Here is a 19413-nt window from a genome sequence, read left to right on the forward strand (position 1 = left end):
ACCCGCCACTGACAACGGGGCCCGGTCAGTGGCTGTGCCGGGTCCCGGTCACCAGTCCCGGGGCTGAACGGCGTCGCGGGGCTGCGAGTGGAAGGACGCCGGGTCGGCGTGCGTGCCGAAGCGCGGTATCTGGCGCTGGGCGGGGATTCCGGGGGCCCGTCCGGCCCCTTGCGGGGCACCGGGGTCGTTCCAGTCCGGGGTGCCCATGACCACCAGGGGGTCGAACATCACGACGACCGCGGCGAGCAGCAGGAAGCAGGCCGGGCCGATCAGCATGGGCACGAGCAGTGTGGTGGCGCTCTCCCCGGCGGGGCGGCCGTCGAGGGCGGCGGGGTGCAGATGGACCCGGAGTGCGGCCATGCCCGTGTAGTGCATTCCGCTCACCGCGACGCCCATCACGATGCTGGCACCGAGGCTGGGCAGGAAGCCGTGGATGGAGACTGCGGCCCACAGTGCGGCGGTCGAGGCCACCACGGCGACGACGACGGAGAGCGACACGGTGAGCGTGTCGTACTCGAACTGCCCATCAAGTCGCATACCGGCCATGCCGAGGTAGTGCATGGAGGCCACGCCGAGTCCGGTGATCGTGCCTCCCGTCACCAGTGCCATGCGGGTGGCGCCCCGGTAGCCGACGAGGAAGATCCCGATTCCGACCATGCCGATCGCGACGGCGAGGCTGGCGAAGGTGATCGGCTTGTCGTAGCCGATCGGTACCTCCACGACGGAGAAACCGGCCATCGCGATGAAGTGCATGGTCCAGATGCCCGAGCCTATGGAGGTGGCACCGAGAGCCAGCCAGCCGGCCTTGAAGGACCGTTCGGTGCGCAGCGACCGAGTGGTGCAGCGCAGGCCGAGTGCCGAGCCGAGGCAGGCCATGAGGAACGCCGCGGCCGGGGTCACCGCCCCGTAGCTGAATCCGTCGATTGTGCCGTGCATCCTCAGTACGCCCTTCGCAGAAGCCCGGGTTCGGACGACCCTAAGGCGCAAGGCCCGGCAAACAAACAGAAGGGCTGCATTTTATCGACAGGGGCGGCGGCCCATGACCCGGTCCCCGGGGTGCGTTCACGTCGTGGCCATCCTTCACCTCATCCCCGTTCGGCGGCGGCTGGAACGCTTGGGCCGTCCGCCAACTCCGACGCAAGGAGTCCACGTGTACGCAGGCACCGCAACCGCCTCCGTCGCTGCCGCCGCCCTGCTGGGCGCCGGCACGTTGATGATGTCGACCACCGCTGCACCGGTCACGGACACCACCGCCGCCGGGCGTTCCGCGACGGCGACCCCTCACACCGTCACGAACCGGTACACGACAGCCGCCGGCGCCCGGTCGCTGAGGGGCCGGGCCACGGATCTGACCCGCACCCCGCTCGTCCTCGCCCACCGGGGCGCGTCGGCCTACGCGCCCGAGAACACCCTGGCCGCCGTGGACAAGGCCGACGCCCTCGGCTTCGACTGGGTGGAGAACGACGTCCAGTCCACCAGGGACGGTGTGCTGGTCGTCATCCACGACACCGATCTGAAGCGGACCACCGACGTCGAGCAGGTCTTCCCGGACCGTGCGCCCTGGGCGGTCAAGGACTTCACGTCCGCGGAGATCGCCCGGCTGGACGCGGGCAGCTGGTTCGGTCCCCAGTACGCCGGGACCCGGGTGCCCACCCTCCGGCAGTACCTGAACCGGATCGGCCGCAACGGCCAGAACCTGCTGCTGGAGATCAAGAGTCCCGAGATCTACCCGGGGATCGAGCCGGCGACCCTGCGGGTGCTGCGTGAGGAGGGGTGGCTGGACCCCGGCCACGTCAGGAACCGCCTGGTGATCCAGAGCTTCGGGGCCGACAGCGTGCGCAGGGTGCACGCGCTGCGCCCGGACGTGACCACGGGCTTCCTCGGTACCCCGGCCGTCGCCGATCTGCCCGCATACGCCGAGTTCACCGACCAGATCAACCCGCCGTACACCTCGGTCTCGGACGACTACGTGGCCGCGGTGCACGCTCTGAAGGGGCCGCACGACAAGAGGCTCCGGGTCAACACCTGGATCGTCAACGACGCGGCGCACGCGCTCCGGGTCGCGGACTTCGGCGTGGACGGCATCATCACCAACACCCCCGACGTGGTGCGCGAGGCCATGGCCGGCCGGCCCCGCGGGCCCGTCGGGAACCCGGACCGCTGAAAGCCCTTCCGGCTCTCCCGCGGACCGCCGTCACGACCGTTGCACGGTCCGATGTCAGTGGCCGGTCGTACGGTGGTTCCCATGAACAGCGACGGGGTTGTCGAGTGGGCCGTGGTCGGGAGTGACATCGGCCCGCTGCTGCTGGCCGCGACCGATGCCGGGCTGGTGAGCGTGGTCTTCCACGCCAGCCCGGAGATACGGGACAGGGCGCTGGCCCAGCTGCGCGGCCGGCTCGGCGCCGAACCCGTGGAGGCACCCGGCTCCGCCCGGCTCGCCGAGCCGATACGCCAGTTCGCGGCGTACTTCGCGGGGACGCTGCGGGAGTTCTCGCTCGAGCTGGACTGGTCGCTGACCGGCGGCTTCAACCGCCAGGTGCTCCGCGAGCTGGCTGCGGGCGTGCCGTACGGTGCGGTCGCCGGTTACGGGGACCTCGCCGAGCGGGTCGGGCAGCCAGGGGCGGCCCAGGCGGTGGGAGCGGCCATGGGTTCCAATCCGCTGCCGGTCGTGGTGCCCTGCCACCGCGTGGTGGAGAGCGGCGGCGGGCTCGGCGGTTTCGGCGGGGGTCTGGAGACCAAGCGGCAGCTGCTGGCCCTGGAGGGCGTGCTGCCGCAGCCGTTGTTCTGATCCCGGGCCGGGGATCACCCCACCCCATTTTCGTACATGCGTACGTGCTGGCACACTGCGCCAGTGACCAACACCCTCGACGCCTCCGACACCCCGGGCGGGCCGATCCCCGCCGGGCGTGTCACCGCGGCCGACCTGCCCGGACTCCGCCGCAGGACGTCCGCCGTCCTCATCGCAGGCCAGATACTCGGCGGCCTCGGCGTACCCATCGGCATCGCCCTGGCCCCCGTGCTGGCGACCCAGGTCAGCGGCTCCGAGGCGCTGTCGGGCCTCGCCCCCACCGCATCGGTGGCCGGGACGGCTCTGCTGTCGCTGCCGCTGGCCGCGCTGATGACCTCGCGGGGCCGGCGCCCCGGCCTCGTGCTGGCGTATCTGATCGGCGCGCTGGGCGCGGGTCTCGTGGTGCTGTCCACCGTGGTGGAGAGTTTCCCGCTGCTGCTCCTCGGCATGGCCGCCTTCGGCGCGGGTTCCTCCGCCAATCTGCAGGCCCGGTTCGCCGCGGCCGATCTGGCCGAACCCGACCGGCGCGGCCGGGCCATCTCGACCGTCATCTGGGCCACCACGATCGGCTCGGTGCTCGGGCCCAATGTCGCCGCTCCCGCGGGCCGGGTCTTCCGGGGCACCGCCGTGTCCGAGACGGCGGGCCCGTTCGTCTGGGCAGCCGGCATCTTCCTGCTCGCCGCCCTCGTGGTCGCCGCGCTGCTGAGGCCCGATCCGCTGCTCACGGCACGTGCGCTGGCCCCACAGGAGAGCCGGACGGCCGGGGACCATTCACTGCGTGCGGGACTCGCGGCCGTGCGGGCGTCGCCGATGGCCCGGCTGGCCCTGGTGACCGTGGCCGTCTCCCACACCGCGATGGTCTCGATCATGGTGATGACCCCGGTCGACCTCGGCCATCACGGCGCGGACCTCCAGCTGATCGGCCTGGTGATCAGCGGCCACATCGCGGGCATGTACGCGTTCTCGCCGGTGATGGGATGGCTTTCGGACCGCTTCGGCCGCCTCACCGTCATCGGACTGGCGGTCGGACTGATCTCCTGCGCCGCGCTCCTGGCGGGAACCGCGGGCGCCGCTCACGGCAGGACCGCGGCCGGTCTGTTCGTGCTCGGACTCGGCTGGTCGGCGGGGCTGGTCGCCGGTTCGGCGCTGCTCACCGACTCCGTGCCGCAGCCCGCCCGCGCCGCCGTGCAGGGCCTGTCGGACCTCACGATGAACGCGGCGGCGGGCATCGGCGGGGTGGTCGCCGGGGTGATCGTCTCCCGGGCGGGCTACGGCTGGCTGAACCTCAGCGGCGCGTGCCTGCTGCTGCCGTTGGCGGCGCTGGCCCTGCGCCGCTCCCTCACCCGCCCCGCCGCGGCCTGAACCGGCCCGGGGCACGGCTGCGGGGGCACCGGCCACGGGCGGCGGGGAGACCAGGAGGGCCGACAGGCCGACAGGCCGGGAGTCCTGGAGTCCTGGAGTCCGGGAGTCCGGGAGTCCTGGAGTCCGGGAGTCCGGGAGGAATTACAGGCTGATGTGGTAGGCCTTGCGCAGCGTCTCGTGCACGGTCCACGTCGTACGGTCGCCCTCGCGCAGCACACACGCGTCGCCGGGTCCGATCTCCATCGTGGCACCGCCCTCGACCGCCACGGTCGCCCGCCCGCTGACGACCACGAACAGTTCGTTGGCCTCGGTGTCCGTGACCACGCCGGGCGTGATCTGCCAGATCCCCCGCAGCTGCTTGCCGTCGGCGGACTCCCACAGCACCTTGCCGGTGACCTCGGGCTCGCCCGAAACGATCTGGGTGGGATCCAGCGGTTCCGGCTCGAGCACGGCGTCCGGGATGTGCACGGCGAAGGAGGCAGAAGCTTGATCAAATGTGGTCATGGGCGGTCACCTTAGCGACCGCTCCAGGACGTCTCGTCACCAGGACCGGCTGAAAGAAGTCCGACTCGTCCGGCTCGCGCCCCCTGCGCCTCCGGCGGCCGCACACGTACCGGCCAGGACGGCACTCACGCACCGCGGACCGGCAGACGTACGTTTGAGCCCGGCCGGTCCGCGACAGGGATGTGGACATGTCACTGACTGCGCCGCTCGACGCCGCCGCCCACGCGCCCGTCCTCTCCGCCGAGGTGCGGGCCGCCCTCGCCACGCACCGGCCCGTGGTCGCCCTGGAGTCGACGATCATCGCCCACGGGCTGCCCCGCCCCCGCAATCTGCGGGTCGCCGAGGAGCTGGAGGCGCTCGTGCGGTCCGGCGGCGCCGTGCCCGCCACCGTCGCCGTACTGGACGGCAGGGCCAGGGTCGGCCTGGACAAGGCCCAGCTGGAACGCGTCGCCGAGGACCCGCAGATGCGCAAGCTGGGGCACCGGGACCTCGCGCCGGCGCTGGCGTCGGGTGCGAGCGGGGCGACGACGGTGTCCGCGACGGCGTTCCTGGCCGCACGGGCCGGCCTGCGCGTCTTCGCCACCGGCGGGCTCGGCGGTGTGCACCGGGGCTGGACCGAGACACAGGACGAGTCCGCTGACCTGCGGCTGCTGGCACGGACGGGCATCACCGTCGTCTGCGCGGGCGTGAAGTCGATCCTGGACGTGCCGGCCACGCTGCAGCGCCTGGAAACACTGGGCATCGGGGTGCTCGGCTACGGCACCGACCGCTTTCCCGGCTTCTACCTGAGCAGTTCGGGCGAGCCGGTCGACTGGACCGTGCGGTCGCCGGAGGAGGTCGCCGAGGTCATGGCGGCCCAGGACGCGCTCGGCGGCCCGGGAGCAGCGCTTGTCGTGGCCAACCCCGTACCGCGGGAGGAACAGCTGGATCCCGCGCTGCACGACCGGGTCCTGGCCGAGGCGCTGGACGCGTGCCGGGAGCGCGGCATCGAGGGGCAGGCCGTCACGCCGTTTCTGCTCGACCACCTGATGCGGGGCACCCAAGGGGCCTCGCTGGAGGCCAATCTGGCGGCCGTCCGCGGCAATGTGGCGCTCGCCGCACGGATCGCCACCGTCTGGGCGGCGCGGTGAGCGGCGGCCTTCTCGTCGTCGGGGACGTGGTCACCGACGTGGTGGCCCGGCACGGTTCGGCGCTGGTCCACGGTACGGACACGGCGGCCCGGATCCGGACCCGGGCGGGCGGCGCGGGGGCCAATGTCGCCTGCTGGGCGGTGCGTTCGGGCTGCCGGGACGTACGGCTGGTGGCCCGGGTCGGCGCCGACTCCGTGGACTGGCACCGGGACCTGCTGCGGCGCGCGGGGGTACGCGGCCTGCTGGCCGTGGACCACGGGGCCCCGACGGGCACCGTCGTCGCGCTGGTCGACTCCGCCGCCGAGCGCACGTTCCTCACCGACAGCGGCGCCGTGCTGCGCCTGGCCCCCGACGACTGGTCCCCGTCGATGCTCGACGGCATCGCCCGTCTCCATCTCTCCGGCTACCTCCTCTTCGCCGCGACGAGCCGCGCGACGGCCCTGCTCGCGCTGCGGGAGGCCGGCCGGCGGAACATCCCGGTGAGCATCGACCCGGCTTCGGCGGGGTTCCTCGCCGAAGCGGGCGTCGACCGGTTCCTGGCCCTGATCGAGGGCATCGATCTCCTGCTGCCCAACGCGGACGAGGCCCGGCTGCTCACCGGCCTCCCCGAACCCGCGGACGCCGCGGCCAAGTTGAGCCTGCTGGTCCGTCAGGTCGTCGTGACACTGGGCGAGGAGGGCGCCCTGCTGGCCACCGCGGGCACGGTGACCGGGCGCGTTCCGGCGGCGCCGGTGCGGGCGGCCGTGGATTCCACCGGCGCGGGCGACGCGTTCACCGGGGGTTTCCTCGCGGCGCGGCTGGCGGGCTCCGACGACTCGACGGCCATGGCGGCGGGGTGCCGTTCGGGAGCGGAGGCGGTCATGACGGTGGGCGGGCGCCCGCCCCTGCCGGGCGAGTGACGCCGCGCGCTCCCCACAGCGGCCGGCAGCCCGCCTACCCGCCCTTCCGCAGCCCGGCCCAGGCGGGATGGTGCGGGTCGTCGGCCCGCACGGCCACGTCGGCGTTCCCGGCGGGCACCACCTCGTCCTCGTACCGGGCGAAGGCGGGCAGGGTCCACTGCTCGTCCTCCTCCGTGCGCCGCCTCAGCGCGCCCGGCGACAGCCCCAGATGGACGCTCAGGTCGAACGGGAACCAGTGCCCCAGCAGCAACGGCCCGTGCAGGACCAGCACTCCGCCCTCCGGCAGTTGCCGGTACGGGCTCCGCGTGGCCCGGTCCTTCACCGGATCCCACAGATCGGGCAGCACCCGGCCGCTGCCACCCGGCTCCAGCGGACCGAACACCTCACGCCACAGCGCCCCGGTGTCGAACCAGCTGCCGAAGTACGAGTCGGGGTCCCGCTTGCCGTACTCGTAGCGCAGGCTGGCAGGCCGCAGGAACCCCTCGGTGGACACCAGGAGTACGGCCCGGCCGCGCAGCCGCAGTGCCTGTGCGACCGACTCGGCGAGCTCGCCGGTGCGGGCGGCCGGTGCGCCGTCGACGGCGATCCTGAGCCAGGGCCCGCCGTCGGCCGGCTCCAGGGCGTCGGCATGTGCGGCGAGCGTGTCCGCCAGCCGTTCCCAGGTGATCGCTTCGAATCGCACAGGTCCATGATGGCCGCTATCCGCAACCCGGTCACCGACGGCCGTCCCACCATCTGGGCAGGCTGTCGTCCGGCACCTCGGGGCTCGCGAAGTGGAACGGCACCCCGAACCGTTCCCCCAGCTCGCGCCCGGTCCGCGCGACCTCGTCGATGCCCTGCTCACCTCGCCGGAAACAGGCCAGGCATGCGTCCTGCCAGGGCTCCGCCAGGACGGCCACCAGCACCACGACCCAGCCCTGGGTATCTCCGTCCCAGTAGGCCTCGAACGCCACCGGCCGGCGGGGCAGCGCGGCGGCCTTCGCCGCGAGTGCCGCCGCATCGCGCGGCGGCGGTGGCGGGACGCGGTCGGCGAGCGCTACGCGTCGTCGGTACACCAGCTCCATACAGGTGTGCAGTCCGGGCACGGGGTCGAGGCCGCACCCCCTGATCAGTGCCACCGCCTGTACATCGCGGCTCAGGACGGCCAGCTCGTCGACCCGGTCGCGTACGGCATCGGGCAGGGCCTGCCGGAGGAAGTCCGTCCGGTGGTCCGAGGCAAGGTCCCGCACCCGTTCGGCGAGCGGGCCCAGGGCCGGTTCGCTCACCGCCGCCGCCTCGGCGAGGCGCGTGATGTCGCCGGCCCAGTCCCCGGTGACGGCATCCGCCGCCCCGATGCGCGCGAAGCCGCGCTCCAGGAGGCCCCTCGCGGTCCGCGGCTGTCCGCGCAGCACCGCCTTGACCGCGGCGACCGCGTTGGCGAGGGCGCTGGCGGGTCTCGACCAGTCGTCGCCGTGTGCCGCCGGGTTGTCCTGGTCGTAGCCGGGCAGGCCGGCGACGGAGCGTGCGGTGATCTCCAGGTCGAGCCGCCAGAAGAGCGGGAGGCCGTCGAAGTCGACGAAGAGCAGGCGCCGCTTGCGGGAGTTGAGGAGATCCGGGTCGGCGCGCACCGAACGGACCGCACGGACCGTCCCCAGCACCTCCGCGGCGGCGGCCGCACAGTCCTCGAAGCGGTCGTCGGGGACGATCCAGGCGAGGTCGATGTCGCTGTACGCGTCGGCCGTCCCCCGGGCGAGCGAGCCACGCAGCTCCGCTTCCGAACCGGGACAGCGGCCGGCGAGCGCGGCCAGGATCCGCTCCGCCAGGGCGGCTCGGCGCGCCGGGCCGAGATCCCCGTACCGCTCCGTCCCGCTCACGGCCGGCCGCCGCCCTCGGCCGTCCCACCGGGCTGCCCCGTTGCCGAGAACTCGCGTCCCACGCCGGTCACCCCTTACGGTCCTGCCCATGGATCTCGAATTCGCCCGCACGTTCGCCGCCCAGTGGCAGGACGACTGGAACTCCCACGACCTGGAGCGCATCCTGACGCACTATCACGAGGACGTGACGTTCAGCTCCCCCATGATCGCGCAGTTCACCGGCGACGCCTCCGGCACGGTCCGCGGCAAGGACGGGCTGCGTGCCTACTGGGCGCGTGGGCTGGAGCTCATCCCTGACCTCAGGTTCGAGGTGATGGACGTGCGGGTGAGCGTCGACACCCTGGTGATCGACTACCGCAACCAGATCGGCGGCCGGGTGTACGAGGTGCTGACCTTCCGCGACGGACTGGTGAGCGCCGGTCTCGGCGCGTACGGGGAGACACTCGCCCGCTGACGGCCGGCGCCCGGCGGCCCTGCGGCCGGCCGGGGCGCCAGAGGGCGGGTGCCGCGCGTCACTTCTTCTTGCCGCAGTCCACCGCGTCGGCGTCGTCGGAGAGTGGGCTGCCCTCGGGCAGCAGATAGGTCACCCAGAGGACAACGGGCTCGGTGCCCAGATTGCGCCCGATGTGGCGGTGCTTCGCCCCGGACGGCTCGATGAAGGACGTGCCCGCCGGTGTCACCTCGACCGAGCAGTCGTCCAGAGTGCGGGTCAGCGTGCCCGACTTGACGACGGCGATCAGCTGGCCGCGGTGGGTGTGCCAGCCGGTGGAGCCGCCCGGCTCGACGGTGATCGTGCGGAAGGTGACGTCGGTACGTCCCTTCGGCGCCTTCACCTTCAGCTTGCCCACCGAGGTGCCTTCCGCGACCACGGTGCCGCTCACCCCGCTGCCGGGGGTGGCCACGGCCGCCGCCGGTACGAAGCCGAGCGCGGCCACGCAGCCCCCGACGACGAGGGCCTTACCCAGCCGCCCGCGCTGCTCGCTCCGCCCCTGCTGTCCCTGCTTCTCCTGCTGGCCCTGCTGGCCCTGCTGCTCATGCTTTCTGCCGAACCTCACGGGCAACTCCTCTGCATCAGTGTCCCGGACATCCCAAATGCCCCGACACTACCCAGGAGTTGACCGTACGAATCACGCCACGGCGTCCGTCATACGCCGCGCAGCTCCATCGCCAGCGGCCCGTCGCCGGACACCGTGATCCGCCCGTCCTTCACGGCCTCGGTGAACGTCAGCTCGCCGCGCCCCAGCGCGAGGCAGAGCCCGGCGTCGAGAGCGATGCGCACATCGGCGCGATCGGCGGGCCCGTCCCCGTACACCGGCGCACCGGCCGGCCGCTCCCCCGTACGGACATGGAACTCCCCCTCGTCGAGGTGGACATCGACCACCCCGCCGGCCCGCCCCACGGCACCCTCCAGCACGCGCAGCAGCGGAAGGGCGAACCAGTGCGCCCGGACCGCGTCCGTGGGCTGCCGTTCCACGAGCACGGGCGCCCCCCACTCGGCGAGTGCGGCGAGGACGGGCAGCAGCCCGTGCCCGCGCTCGGTGAGTTCGTAGACCGCGGCGGCGGCGGGCGGCGGCAGCCTGCGGCGGGTGACCAGTGCGCCCTGCTCCATGTCCTTGAGCCTGGAGGCGAGGACATCCGTACTGACGCCGGGAAGGTCGGCGTGCAGATCGGTGTAGCGGCGGGGACCGGCCAGCAGTTCACGGACGATCAGCAGGGTCCACCGGTCACCGACCGCGTCCAGCGCCCGCGCGCCGGCGCAGAACTGGTCGTAACTCCGGCGGCGGACCGGGCGGGTTGCGGGCTGTTGCTGACGTGGCATACGACGCAGTCTAGACATGTTGTTGGACTTTCCAAGCCCAAGCTTGGTAAAACCAAGTATCGCAATCGGGTCGGGGAGGCACCGCATGGAATTCCGCCAGTCCAGCAAGCTCAACGAGGTCTGTTACGAGATCCGGGGCCCGGTCATCGAGCAGGCCAACGCCCTGGAGGAGGCGGGCCACAGCGTGCTCCGGCTCAACACCGGCAACCCGGCGCTGTTCGGTTTCGAGGCCCCGGAGGAGATCGTCCAGGACATGATCCGGATGCTCCCGCAGGCCCACGGCTACACGGACTCGCGCGGCATCCTGTCCGCCCGCCGGGCCGTGGCGCAGCGCTACCAGGCCATGGGACTGACCGAGGTCGGCGTCGACGACATCTTCCTCGGAAACGGCGTGTCCGAGCTGATCTCCATGGCCGTGCAGGGGCTACTGGAGGACGGCGACGAGGTGCTGATCCCGTCCCCCGACTATCCGCTGTGGACCGCGGTGACGACGCTGGCCGGCGGGAAGGCCGTGCACTACACCTGTGACGAGGCCTCGGACTGGAACCCCGATCTCGCCGACATGGCGTCGAAGATCACCGACCGCACCAGGGCCGTCGTGATCATCAACCCGAACAACCCGACCGGCGCCGTCTACCCGCGCGAGGTCCTCGAATCCATCCTCGACCTCGCCCGCAGGCACGGTCTGATGGTGCTCGCCGACGAGATCTACGACCAGATCCTGTACGACGACGCCGAGCACCACAGCGTGGCGGTCCTCGCCCCCGACCTGGTCTGCCTCACCTTCAGCGGCCTCTCGAAGACCTACCGGGTGGCCGGGTTCCGCTCGGGGTGGATGGTGGTGTCGGGCCCCAAGCAGCACGCCCGCAGCTATCTGGAGGGGCTGACCATGCTCGCCTCCATGCGCCTGTGCCCCAACGCCCCGGCGCAGTACGCGATCCAGGCGGCGCTCGGCGGCCGGCAGTCGATCCGGGAGCTGGTGGTGCCCGGGGGCAGGCTGTACGAGCAGCGCAACCGCGCCTGGGAGAAGCTGAACGAGATCCCCGGGGTGTCCTGCGTCAAGCCGAAGGGCGCGCTGTACGCCTTCCCGCGCATCGACCCGAAGGTGCACCCGATCGTCGACGACGAGAAGTTCGTCCTGGACCTCCTGCTGCGCGAGAAGATCCAGGTCGTGCAGGGAACGGGCTTCAACTGGCCGCGGCCCGACCACTTCCGCATCCTGACCCTCCCGTACGCTGACGATCTCGACGCGGCGATCAGCCGCATCGGCCGCTTCCTGACCGGATACCGCCAGTGACCGGCACGCTTCTCCGCCGAGGCGGCAGCACTGGAAAGCGGGGGCCACGGCAGGAGCACGGCCTGGACTCGACGGTCCACCGTCACCTCGCACCCGAGATCCCGGACCTCCTGGACGAGGGCCGGTCATGGCGTCGGTGCACCGCACGGGATGACGCCCGCGAACGGGAGCGGGCCCGGGGGCGTAGCCGGCCCCCGAGCCCTGTGATTGCCGCCTGTACGGCACGCCGGCACTTTTAAAGGTCCCGTGTCAGTTTCATGTCGCCGCGTCCTGCCTTTAGACGACCGCGGACCGAAGCTCCACGGGCCGGAGTCGAACCGGCATCTCAACGCGCACGGGCACGGGCCCGGTTGATCCGGCGATAGGCGGCGCATGCTGAATCTGGAGCAGGAGTCTGAGATTGATCGCGGTCTGCCTCTGCCATTTGGGCTACCCCGGCCCGCATCCGTACGGGAGGTACGCAAGTGCCGGGGGGAGGACTCGAACCTCCACTTGAACCGCGTCGTCACGACGAACTTCAGTGTCAGCTTTGCGCTCCTCGCGCACCCCGGCCGCGTCATCCGCCGCCGGGGATTCCATGGTCGGTCACCTCATCCGAAGAGGTAACCGAAGACCGCATCACCCACCCGCTGGTCCGTGACGTCCGCGCCGTTGGCCTCCTCGCGGGCGAACTTGACGGCCTGCTGGAGCTTCTCGACCCGGTCGAGCAGTTCGTTGATCCGTCGCGCGGGCAGCGCACCGGAGAACTTCACCGTCGTCCAGTAGCCGATCGGGATGTCCTCGTAGTACACCTCGACCTGCGCCGGGTGCTTCTCGGTTGCCTCCGCCTTCACATGGTTGCGGGGCACCTTCTTGGTCCGCAGGGTCCGCACGGGCTCGGTCTTCCAGGAGTCCGTCGAGGGGTCCTGGGCCCACGCCTCGGAGGCGTCGAGCACCGGAAGCTTGCGGACGAAGGTGTTGATGTCCGTGAGCTGCTTCTCCAGGAAGAGCAGATACGACACCGGCACGCCGCTGACCAGGACGCGCCCGTCGACCGAGACATCGGCGCGGGCCGCACAGTTCGCCCAGTCCTTCGTGGCGGTCACGTCGAAGAGGCGGGTGAGGGTCGCCGCGGTCTCCCGCAGCACGTCCTCGGCCTTGATCTGCACCAGGGTCGACTCGGGCGGCAGCTGCTCGCCCTCCTCGTCCTTCGGCTGGTAGGTCCTGGAGATCCCGGCCAGCAGACCGGCCTTCTGGAGGCCGTGATGCGCCGCCGTCAGGTCCTGGTGAGCCTTGGACTTGACGCCCTTCTCCACTGCGATGATCTGATTGAGTTTCGCCACGTCCAGGAAGCTAGCAACAGCAACACGGCCTGCACCAGCGGTTTTTGCCGCACCACTGCCGGCCCTTGCGCCCGGTGCGGTGCCGAGCCGTCCGATACTGTGCCGCGGCGGATCGTCGACATGGCCGGGGAGCACCTGGCGTCCGCCCACGACGCCGGCCGGGGGCCGGCGCAGCAGGACAGCGAGTCGTTCCGCAAGGCGCGGCTGATCATGCTGCCCGTCGTCGCCGTACTCCTGATGGGGCTGCTGAGCTTCTGAACAGCTGACCGGACGGCCGGACCACCGGCGGGGTCAGCCGCCGCTGAGCTCCAGCAACGCGCCCACCGGGTCGGAGTCGGGCTCGGCGCGGGGCCACCATTCGTCCTCGCCGGGGTCGGACTCGTAGCCGTACCACCGGCCGTCGTGGCCGAAGCGGAGCTGGAGTGCGCCACCGGGGTGGGTGAGGTGGTTACGCCACGGCTGGAAGCGCGGGAACCCGGCGGCCGCGAGGGCCGGGCGGGCCCGGTCGAAGGGGCCCGCCGGGGGGTCCCACGGCGTCTCCAGGACCGCGAGGCCCTCCGCTCCACCCTGGCGCCAGGCGGCCACGGCGCGGGCCAGGTCGGTGGTGTTGCGGCCGGTGGCGGAGGCCAGTTCGCGGTAGAGGGCGCGGGTGGTGGCGGTGAGTCCGGCGGTGGGGCGGGCCGCGGCCAGCCGGACCGCGTCCTGCCAGGCGGTGAGCCCGGCCAGCGGGTCGAGGCCGGTGGTGAGCAGCGCGTGGGCGCGGGAGGCCGCGTCCGTGGCGAGCTGGTCGAGGGCGAGCGGGTCCCGGGCGCCGGGGAGACCCGGATACGAGGGCGGCTGACCCGGGTGGGGCTCGGCCGGGAACGGGGCGGGCAGCGGCGGCAGGAAGCGGTCGGCGAACGCCTCCTGCGCCGGTACGGAAGGGGCGGCGGGCGCCGCGGGCCGCTCCCGTGCGGAGTGTGCGGCGTTGCGGCGGCCCAGGTCCTCCACGAGTTCGCGCTCGCCCCGGCCGCGCAGCAGGAGCAGGACGAACGGGTCTGCGTCCAGGAGGCGTGCCATCTGGTAGCTGAGCGCCGCCACGTGTTTGCAGGGCCGGCCGTGGTCGGGGCAGGAACAGGCGGGGTCGAGGTCGTCGGCGGCGGGGAGCAGGGTGACGCCGGCGGCGGCCGCCGTGTCGGTCAGGGAGTGCGGCATCTCCTTGGCCAGGAGTGCGGCGAGGTGACCGGGGCGGGCGGCGACCGCGTCGAGGAAGGTGTCCCAGTCGGGGTCGGTGAGGGTGCGCAGCTTGAGCTCGGCGCGGTAGGGGCGGGGGCGGCTGCCGTGTACGTAGGCGACGACGCGCCCCGGGGTGACGGTGATCGCGGCGACGTTCCCGCTGTCCGCGTATGTGCGGCCGCGGGCGAGCCTGGGCGCGTCCATCGAGAGGGATTCCAGCGCCTCCACCCAGGCCCGGCCCCACCAGCTGTCCGCGAACGGCTCGTCGTCGCCGGAGGTGCGCGCGGGCACCGCTTCGAAGGTGCGCCGCAGGTCGTCGGGGCCGGGGCGGGACCGGGCGACGGGCCTCGGGCCCGGGAAGGAGGAGCCGGGGCGGGGGCTCATGACGGCCTCCGGAGGGAGACGAGGTCGGCCAGGTCACGGTCGCTGAGCTCGGTCAGCGCACTCTCCCCGGTGCCGAGCACCGCGTCGGCGAGCGCCCGCTTGGCGAGCAGCATCTCGCCGATCCGGTCCTCGACGGTGCCCTCGGCGATCAGCCGGTGCACCTGGACGGGCTGGGTCTGCCCGATGCGGTAGGCGCGGTCGGTGGCCTGTTCCTCGACGGCCGGATTCCACCAGCGGTCGTAGTGGATGACATGGGCGGCCCGGGTGAGGTTCAGCCCGGTGCCGGCCGCCTTGAGGGAGAGCAGGAAGACGGGGACCTCGCCGGACTGGAAGCGGTCCACCATCCGTTCCCGTTCGGGCACCGGCGTACCGCCGTGCAGGAGCTGGGAGGGAATCGCGCGTGCGGTGAGATGCGCGGAGAGCAGCCGGGCCATCGTCACGTACTGGGTGAAGATGAGCACCGAGCCGTCCTCGGCGAGGATCGTGTCGAGGAGTTCGTCGAGCAGGGCGAGTTTCCCGGAGCGGCCGGTGAGCCGGGTCGGCTCCTCCTTCAGATACTGCGCGGGGTGGTTGCAGATCTGCTTGAGCGAGGCCAGCAGCTTCATGATCAGGCCGCGCCGGGCGATGCCCTCCGAGGCCTCGATGTACGCCATGGTCTCGCGCACCGTGGCCTCGTAGAGCGTGGCCTGTTCGCGGGTGAGGAAGACGGGGTGGTCGGTCTCCGTCTTGGGCGGCAGTTCGGGGGCGATGCCCGGGTCGGACTTCTTGCGCCGCAGCAGGAAGGGACGGACCAGCCGGGAGAGCCGCTCCACCGCTTCGTCGTTGGCGAGGCCCGCTGCCGTGCCGGTGTTCTCCACGATCCGGGCGTGGCGGGCCCGGAACGCCTTGAGGGGGCCGAGGAGTCCGGGCGTGGTCCAGTCGAGCAGCGCCCAGAGTTCGGAGAGGTTGTTCTCCACGGGGGTACCGGTCAGCGCGACCCGGGCCGGGGACGGGATGGTGCGCAGCGCCCTGGCGGTGGAGGAGTGCGGGTTCTTCACGTGCTGTGCCTCGTCGGCGACGACCAGTCCCCAGCTGTGGGCGGCCAGTTCGGCCGCGCTGGAGCGCATCGTGCCGTACGTGGTGAGGACGAAGCCGCCGTCGGTTCCGGTGAGGGTGCGGTCGGCGCCGTGGAACCGTCGCACGGGGACGCCGGGGGCGAAGCGGTTGACCTCCCGGTGCCAGTTGCCCAGCAGGGAGGCGGGGCAGATGACCAGGGTGGGCGCGGGGTGGGCGCGGTGCAGATGGAGGGCGATGAGGGTGATCGTCTTGCCGAGGCCCATGTCGTCGGCGAGGCAGCCGCCCAGTCCCAGCGACGTCATCCGGTCCAGCCAGGCCAGTCCGCGCAGTTGGTAGTCGCGCAGTGTGGCGTCGAGGCCGGGCGGGGGCGCGATGAGGGTGTCGTCCTCGACGATGCGGTTACGGAGCTCGGCCAGCGCGCCGACCGGTACCGCCTCGACCTGCTCGCCGTCCACCTCGGCGCTGCCGGTCAGTGCGACGGCGAGGGCGTCCACCGGGTCGAGCAGCCCGAGCTCCCGCTTGCGCGCCTTGCGCACGAGCGCGGGATCGACGACGACCCACTGGTCGCGCAGGCGCACCACGGGCCGGTGGGCCTCGGCGAGCACGTCCATCTCGGCCTCGGTGAGCTTCTGGTCCCCCAGCGAGAGCTGCCAGTTGAAGGCGAAGAGCTGTTCCGCGTCGAAGAACGAGGTGCCGTCGGTGGCCGATCCCGGTGCCGGCCGTACGACGGCCGCCGCGGTGAGGGAACGGGCGAGCTCCCTGGGCCAGTGCACGCTCACCCCGGCCGCCGAGAGACGCGCCCCGGCATCGCTCAGCAGCTCGTACAACTCGTCCTCGGTGAGCGCCAGTACGTCGGGGACGGGCTGGTCCAGCAGCCGCTCCAGCGGGGGCCATACGCGGGCGGCGCGGCGCAGGGCGAGCACGGCGTCGATCCTGGCCCGCGGGCCGAAGGGCTCGCCCGCCGCGCCGTTCCACAGGGCGGCGGCGTCGACGACGTAGGTGGGGTCGGCGAGGCTGTGCACCTGGGTGATGGCCGCGGCGGCATGCCGCGGGGCGGCGGAAGCGTCCTCGCCGGGGTCCTCGGCCGGGCCGGAGGACCCGGCGGTGTCGAACAGCTCGTACGCGGAGAGGTCCAGGCGCAGCGAGACCCGTACGCCCGCGTCGAGCCCGGACGCCACCTCCACGGCCCACTCACGGGCTCCGGGCAGGTGCTGGGCCCCGGCGGCCGCGAAGGGCGCCCCCATCGCGAACGCCGCGGCGGGGGTGCGGGGCAGGGTGTCGGCCACCGCGTCGAGGAAGGAGCCGATGAGCGCCTCGGGGTCGGGGAGGCGGAGGGGGGTGCGGTCCGGGACGGGGACCGCGTGCCCCTCGGGGGGCATGGCCGCGGCGACCGCACGCAGGTGGGCGATGTCCTCGGCGTCGCGCGGCCCGGCCCGCCAGGCGTCGTGGTCGTCGGCCGTCAGCCCGGGGAGCATCCGGCCGCGGGCCACCAGATGGAGCGCGTGCAGGGCGGCGGCGCCCCAGCACCGGGTGGCGGGGTGGGCGGACCGCAGGTGCCTGGCACGGGCCAGCAGGGGCACGGCCTCGGTCAGGGGAAGCAGCAGGGCGGGCACATCGCCGCGGCGTACGCCGCCCTGTTCCCCGTGGCGCCGCACGACCGTGATCCCGGAGACCCGCACACCCGATCCGTCCACCTCCCCGTCCCCGGCGGGACCGGGGCCCCACAGGTCGGCGGGGTCCGGAAGGGGGTGCCCTTCCGGGTCCCAGAACGCGATACGCCCCTCGCGCGGGAGCGCGGCGGGCAGGAAAACGGCGGCGCAGCGCAGCAGGCGGCCGACGGCAGTGTCCCGCGGCGACGGTGCGATGCTCACCGGCCCCTCCCCTTCCCGTCCGGGCCCTGGTCCTGGGCCCCCGCGTCTTCGGTCCTCCGTGGCTGATCAGCACGGGAACCCTCTGACTCGTGAGTCTAGGCGGGGGCTCTGACAGCGGGCCGGCCGCCGCCGTGCCCGCAACTCGTACGGGGGCCGGCAGCGGCCGGGGCGTGATCGGATCAGTGCGGCCGGGGCGTGGTCGGTTGAATGCCGGGTCAATGCCGGGCGAGCGGCTTCGAACCGCCGGGACGGGGCTTGCGGGAAGCCGCGGGCGCGGCGGGCGTCCTGCGTCCGGCACGGGACGCGACCGACGCCGACGACGCGGACGGCTGGACCGGTGAAGGCACAGGTGGCACGGGCGGCACGGGTGCCGTCCCGTTCGACGACTGAGACGACGGGGGCGACTGAGGCGACTGAGGCGGTTGAGACGACGGGGGCGACTGAGGCGACTGAGGCGGTTGAGACGACTCGGGCGACTGAGGTGCGGGCGGCCCGGTCTGCTGCACCGCCTCCGCCGGCCGCACCGCCTCCGCGGGCTGCTGCGGGGCCGTCGGCTGCTGGGCCCGTTCCAGGAAGCGGAGCAGCTCCACCGGGAACGGCAGCACCAGCGTGGAGTTCTTCTCCGCCGCCACCGCCACCACGGTCTGCAGGAGCCTCAGCTGCAGCGCGGCAGGCTGGGAGGACATCTCCGCGGCCGCCTGGGCCAGCTTCTTGGACGCCTGGAGCTCCGCGTCCGCGTTGATGACCCGGGCACGCCGCTCACGGTCCGCCTCCGCCTGGCGGGCCATCGAACGTTTCATCGTCTCCGGCAGGGAGACGTCCTTGATCTCGACCCGGTCGATCTGCACGCCCCAGCCGACCGCGGGACTGTCGATCATCAGCTCCAGGCCCTGGTTCAGCTTCTCCCTGTTGGAGAGCAGGTCGTCCAGATCGCTCTTGCCGATGATCGAACGCAGCGACGTCTGCGCCATCTGGGAGACGGCGAACCGGTAGTCCTCCACCTCGACGATCGCGCTCGCCGCGTCGACCACCTTGAAGTAGATGACCGCGTCCACCCGCACCGTGACGTTGTCCCGGGTGATCCCGTCCTGCGCCGGCACGGGCATGGTCACGATCTGCATGTTGACCTTGCGCAGCCGCTCGACTCCGGGGAGCACCATCGTGAATCCGGGCGGGCGCACATCGTTGCGGAGCCGGCCGAGCCGGAGCACCACACCCCGCTCGTACTGCTTGACGACCCGGGCGGCCGCCGCCGTGTACACGGCACCCGCCGACACCGCGGCAACCACTGCGATCAAGAGCTCCTGGACCATGACGGCCCCCTGCCAGCCGGAAACACCGGAACTACTGCCTCACGCTTCAATGAGCGCTATTACCACGTTATGCCCGATTTGGACACCGGTCGAACCACGCGCCGGCCCGCTGTCCCCCGCCCGGCCGACTCCCGGATGCCGGGCCTGCCGGGAGCGGGCAGGGTGACCAGCGTCAGCACGTACCTCCGTGGCGTACGGGGTGACGTGAGGGACTGCGTACGGATGAGCCGGACGAGACAGACGAGGACCCGCCCATGCCCGTGATCGACCACCGACGCCGCCGTCTCGGCATCGCCGCCCAGGCCGCGCTCCTGACCCTCACCGTCGCAGGCTGTTCGGGCCTCGGCCGGACCGCTGTCGGCCCGGTCACGTACACGACCGAGCGGGACGCCGTGATCATGGTGAACAGCCCCTCGGTGAAGGGCTGCCATCTGCTCCCCCTGGGTGCCAAGGCAGTGGCCAACGGCACCCTGATCGACATCGTCCTCTACCGCACACGCAACTGCACCGGCCCGGGAACGACGTATCTCGCCACCACGCTCACCGACGTCAACCCGCCCACCGCACTGCCCTGGCGCAGCTTCACCACCGTCCACTGAT

At 72.4% G+C, this 19413-nt stretch carries 19 protein-coding genes and 1 tRNA gene; 9 read left to right on the forward strand and 11 right to left on the reverse strand.

Features of this window, described 5'->3' with window-relative positions; genetic code table 11:
* Positions 1 to 48: 48 nt before the first annotated feature.
* A complete protein-coding gene (locus OG782_RS08605; protein ID WP_406448952.1) occupies positions 49 to 936 on the reverse strand; it encodes an MHYT domain-containing protein in 888 nt (295 codons plus the stop codon).
* A 214-nt stretch (positions 937 to 1150) separates the two neighbouring features.
* On the opposite strand from OG782_RS08605, the gene OG782_RS08610 reads away from it, so the two are divergent.
* From OG782_RS08610 to OG782_RS08620, 3 genes are all read left to right on the forward strand, one after another.
* Complete coding sequence (locus tag OG782_RS08610) at positions 1151 to 2164, forward strand: glycerophosphodiester phosphodiesterase (protein WP_406448954.1); 1014 nt, start codon at positions 1151 to 1153, stop codon at positions 2162 to 2164.
* 81 nt (positions 2165 to 2245) lie between these two features.
* Positions 2246 to 2788, forward strand: coding sequence for a methylated-DNA--[protein]-cysteine S-methyltransferase (locus OG782_RS08615; RefSeq protein ID WP_406448956.1), 543 nt, complete (start codon positions 2246 to 2248; stop codon positions 2786 to 2788).
* Between the two features lie 63 nt (positions 2789 to 2851).
* Positions 2852 to 4150 (forward strand): MFS transporter, encoded by a 1299-nt coding sequence (locus OG782_RS08620; RefSeq protein WP_406448958.1) that lies wholly within the window; start codon positions 2852 to 2854, stop codon positions 4148 to 4150.
* 141 nt (positions 4151 to 4291) lie between these two features.
* Here OG782_RS08620 and OG782_RS08625 read toward each other — a convergent pair whose 3' ends face one another.
* Entirely contained in the window at positions 4292 to 4654 is a 363-nt protein-coding gene (locus OG782_RS08625; RefSeq protein WP_406448960.1) for a cupin domain-containing protein, read from the reverse strand.
* Between the two features lie 188 nt (positions 4655 to 4842).
* Between OG782_RS08625 and OG782_RS08630 the strand changes: the two genes are divergently transcribed.
* Both OG782_RS08630 and OG782_RS08635 read left to right on the forward strand, forming a co-directional pair.
* Positions 4843 to 5784: a pseudouridine-5'-phosphate glycosidase gene (locus OG782_RS08630; protein WP_406448962.1), complete on the forward strand. Its 942-nt coding sequence runs from the start codon at positions 4843 to 4845 to the stop codon at positions 5782 to 5784.
* Positions 5781 to 6683, forward strand: a complete 903-nt coding sequence (locus OG782_RS08635; protein WP_406448964.1) for a carbohydrate kinase family protein — start codon at positions 5781 to 5783, stop codon at positions 6681 to 6683. The genes OG782_RS08630 and OG782_RS08635 overlap by 4 nt, the downstream gene beginning before the upstream one ends.
* 34 nt (positions 6684 to 6717) lie before the next feature.
* On the opposite strand, the gene OG782_RS08640 is transcribed toward OG782_RS08635, so the two are convergent.
* Positions 6718 to 7365 carry a uridine kinase gene (locus OG782_RS08640; RefSeq protein WP_406448966.1) on the reverse strand — a complete coding sequence of 216 codons (648 nt, stop codon included), beginning with the start codon at positions 7363 to 7365 and terminating at the stop codon, positions 6718 to 6720.
* A 31-nt stretch (positions 7366 to 7396) separates the two neighbouring features.
* Positions 7397 to 8536 (reverse strand): nucleotidyltransferase domain-containing protein, encoded by a 1140-nt coding sequence (locus OG782_RS08645; protein WP_406448968.1) that lies wholly within the window; start codon positions 8534 to 8536, stop codon positions 7397 to 7399.
* 88 nt (positions 8537 to 8624) lie between these two features.
* Between OG782_RS08645 and OG782_RS08650 the strand changes: the two genes are divergently transcribed.
* Positions 8625 to 8990: a nuclear transport factor 2 family protein gene (locus OG782_RS08650; protein ID WP_406448970.1), complete on the forward strand. Its 366-nt coding sequence runs from the start codon at positions 8625 to 8627 to the stop codon at positions 8988 to 8990.
* 58 nt (positions 8991 to 9048) lie between these two features.
* Here the strand turns inward: OG782_RS08650 and OG782_RS08655 are convergent, their stop codons facing one another.
* Complete coding sequence (locus OG782_RS08655; RefSeq protein WP_406458925.1) at positions 9049 to 9501, reverse strand: cupin domain-containing protein; 453 nt, start codon at positions 9499 to 9501, stop codon at positions 9049 to 9051.
* A gap of 179 nt (positions 9502 to 9680) precedes the next feature.
* The gene (locus OG782_RS08660; RefSeq protein WP_406448972.1) at positions 9681 to 10355 is read right to left on the reverse strand and encodes a winged helix-turn-helix transcriptional regulator; all 675 of its coding nucleotides are present in this window, start codon (positions 10353 to 10355) and stop codon (positions 9681 to 9683) included.
* Between the two features lie 85 nt (positions 10356 to 10440).
* Here OG782_RS08660 and OG782_RS08665 point away from each other — a divergent pair, with 85 nt between their 5' ends.
* Entirely contained in the window at positions 10441 to 11652 is a 1212-nt protein-coding gene (locus OG782_RS08665; protein WP_406448974.1) for a pyridoxal phosphate-dependent aminotransferase, read from the forward strand.
* A gap of 465 nt (positions 11653 to 12117) precedes the next feature.
* Here OG782_RS08665 and OG782_RS08670 read toward each other — a convergent pair.
* A tRNA-OTHER gene (locus OG782_RS08670) sits at positions 12118 to 12204 on the reverse strand.
* Between the two features lie 38 nt (positions 12205 to 12242).
* Entirely contained in the window at positions 12243 to 12974 is a 732-nt protein-coding gene (locus tag OG782_RS08675; RefSeq protein WP_406448976.1) for a hypothetical protein, read from the reverse strand.
* Between the two features lie 120 nt (positions 12975 to 13094).
* On the opposite strand from OG782_RS08675, the gene OG782_RS08680 reads away from it, so the two are divergent.
* Positions 13095 to 13232 (forward strand): hypothetical protein, encoded by a 138-nt coding sequence (locus OG782_RS08680; protein WP_406448978.1) that lies wholly within the window; start codon positions 13095 to 13097, stop codon positions 13230 to 13232.
* Between the two features lie 33 nt (positions 13233 to 13265).
* Here OG782_RS08680 and OG782_RS08685 read toward each other — a convergent pair whose 3' ends face one another.
* From OG782_RS08685 to OG782_RS08695, 3 genes are all read right to left on the reverse strand, one after another.
* The gene (locus OG782_RS08685; protein ID WP_406448980.1) at positions 13266 to 14573 is read right to left on the reverse strand and encodes an SWIM zinc finger family protein; all 1308 of its coding nucleotides are present in this window, start codon (positions 14571 to 14573) and stop codon (positions 13266 to 13268) included.
* On the reverse strand, positions 14570 to 17500 hold the full coding sequence (locus OG782_RS08690) for a DEAD/DEAH box helicase (RefSeq protein WP_406448982.1): 2931 nt from the start codon (positions 17498 to 17500) through the stop codon (positions 14570 to 14572). The genes OG782_RS08685 and OG782_RS08690 overlap by 4 nt, the downstream gene beginning before the upstream one ends.
* A gap of 215 nt (positions 17501 to 17715) precedes the next feature.
* Positions 17716 to 18813 carry a slipin family protein gene (locus OG782_RS08695; RefSeq protein ID WP_406448984.1) on the reverse strand — a complete coding sequence of 366 codons (1098 nt, stop codon included), beginning with the start codon at positions 18811 to 18813 and terminating at the stop codon, positions 17716 to 17718.
* A gap of 254 nt (positions 18814 to 19067) precedes the next feature.
* Here OG782_RS08695 and OG782_RS08700 point away from each other — a divergent pair, with 254 nt between their 5' ends.
* Positions 19068 to 19412, forward strand: a complete 345-nt coding sequence (locus OG782_RS08700; RefSeq protein WP_406448986.1) for a hypothetical protein — start codon at positions 19068 to 19070, stop codon at positions 19410 to 19412.
* The last annotated feature ends 1 nt before the right edge of the window (position 19413 follow it).

Source organism: Streptomyces sp. NBC_00876 (assembly GCF_045207435.1).
Classification (GTDB): domain Bacteria; phylum Actinomycetota; class Actinomycetes; order Streptomycetales; family Streptomycetaceae; genus Streptomyces.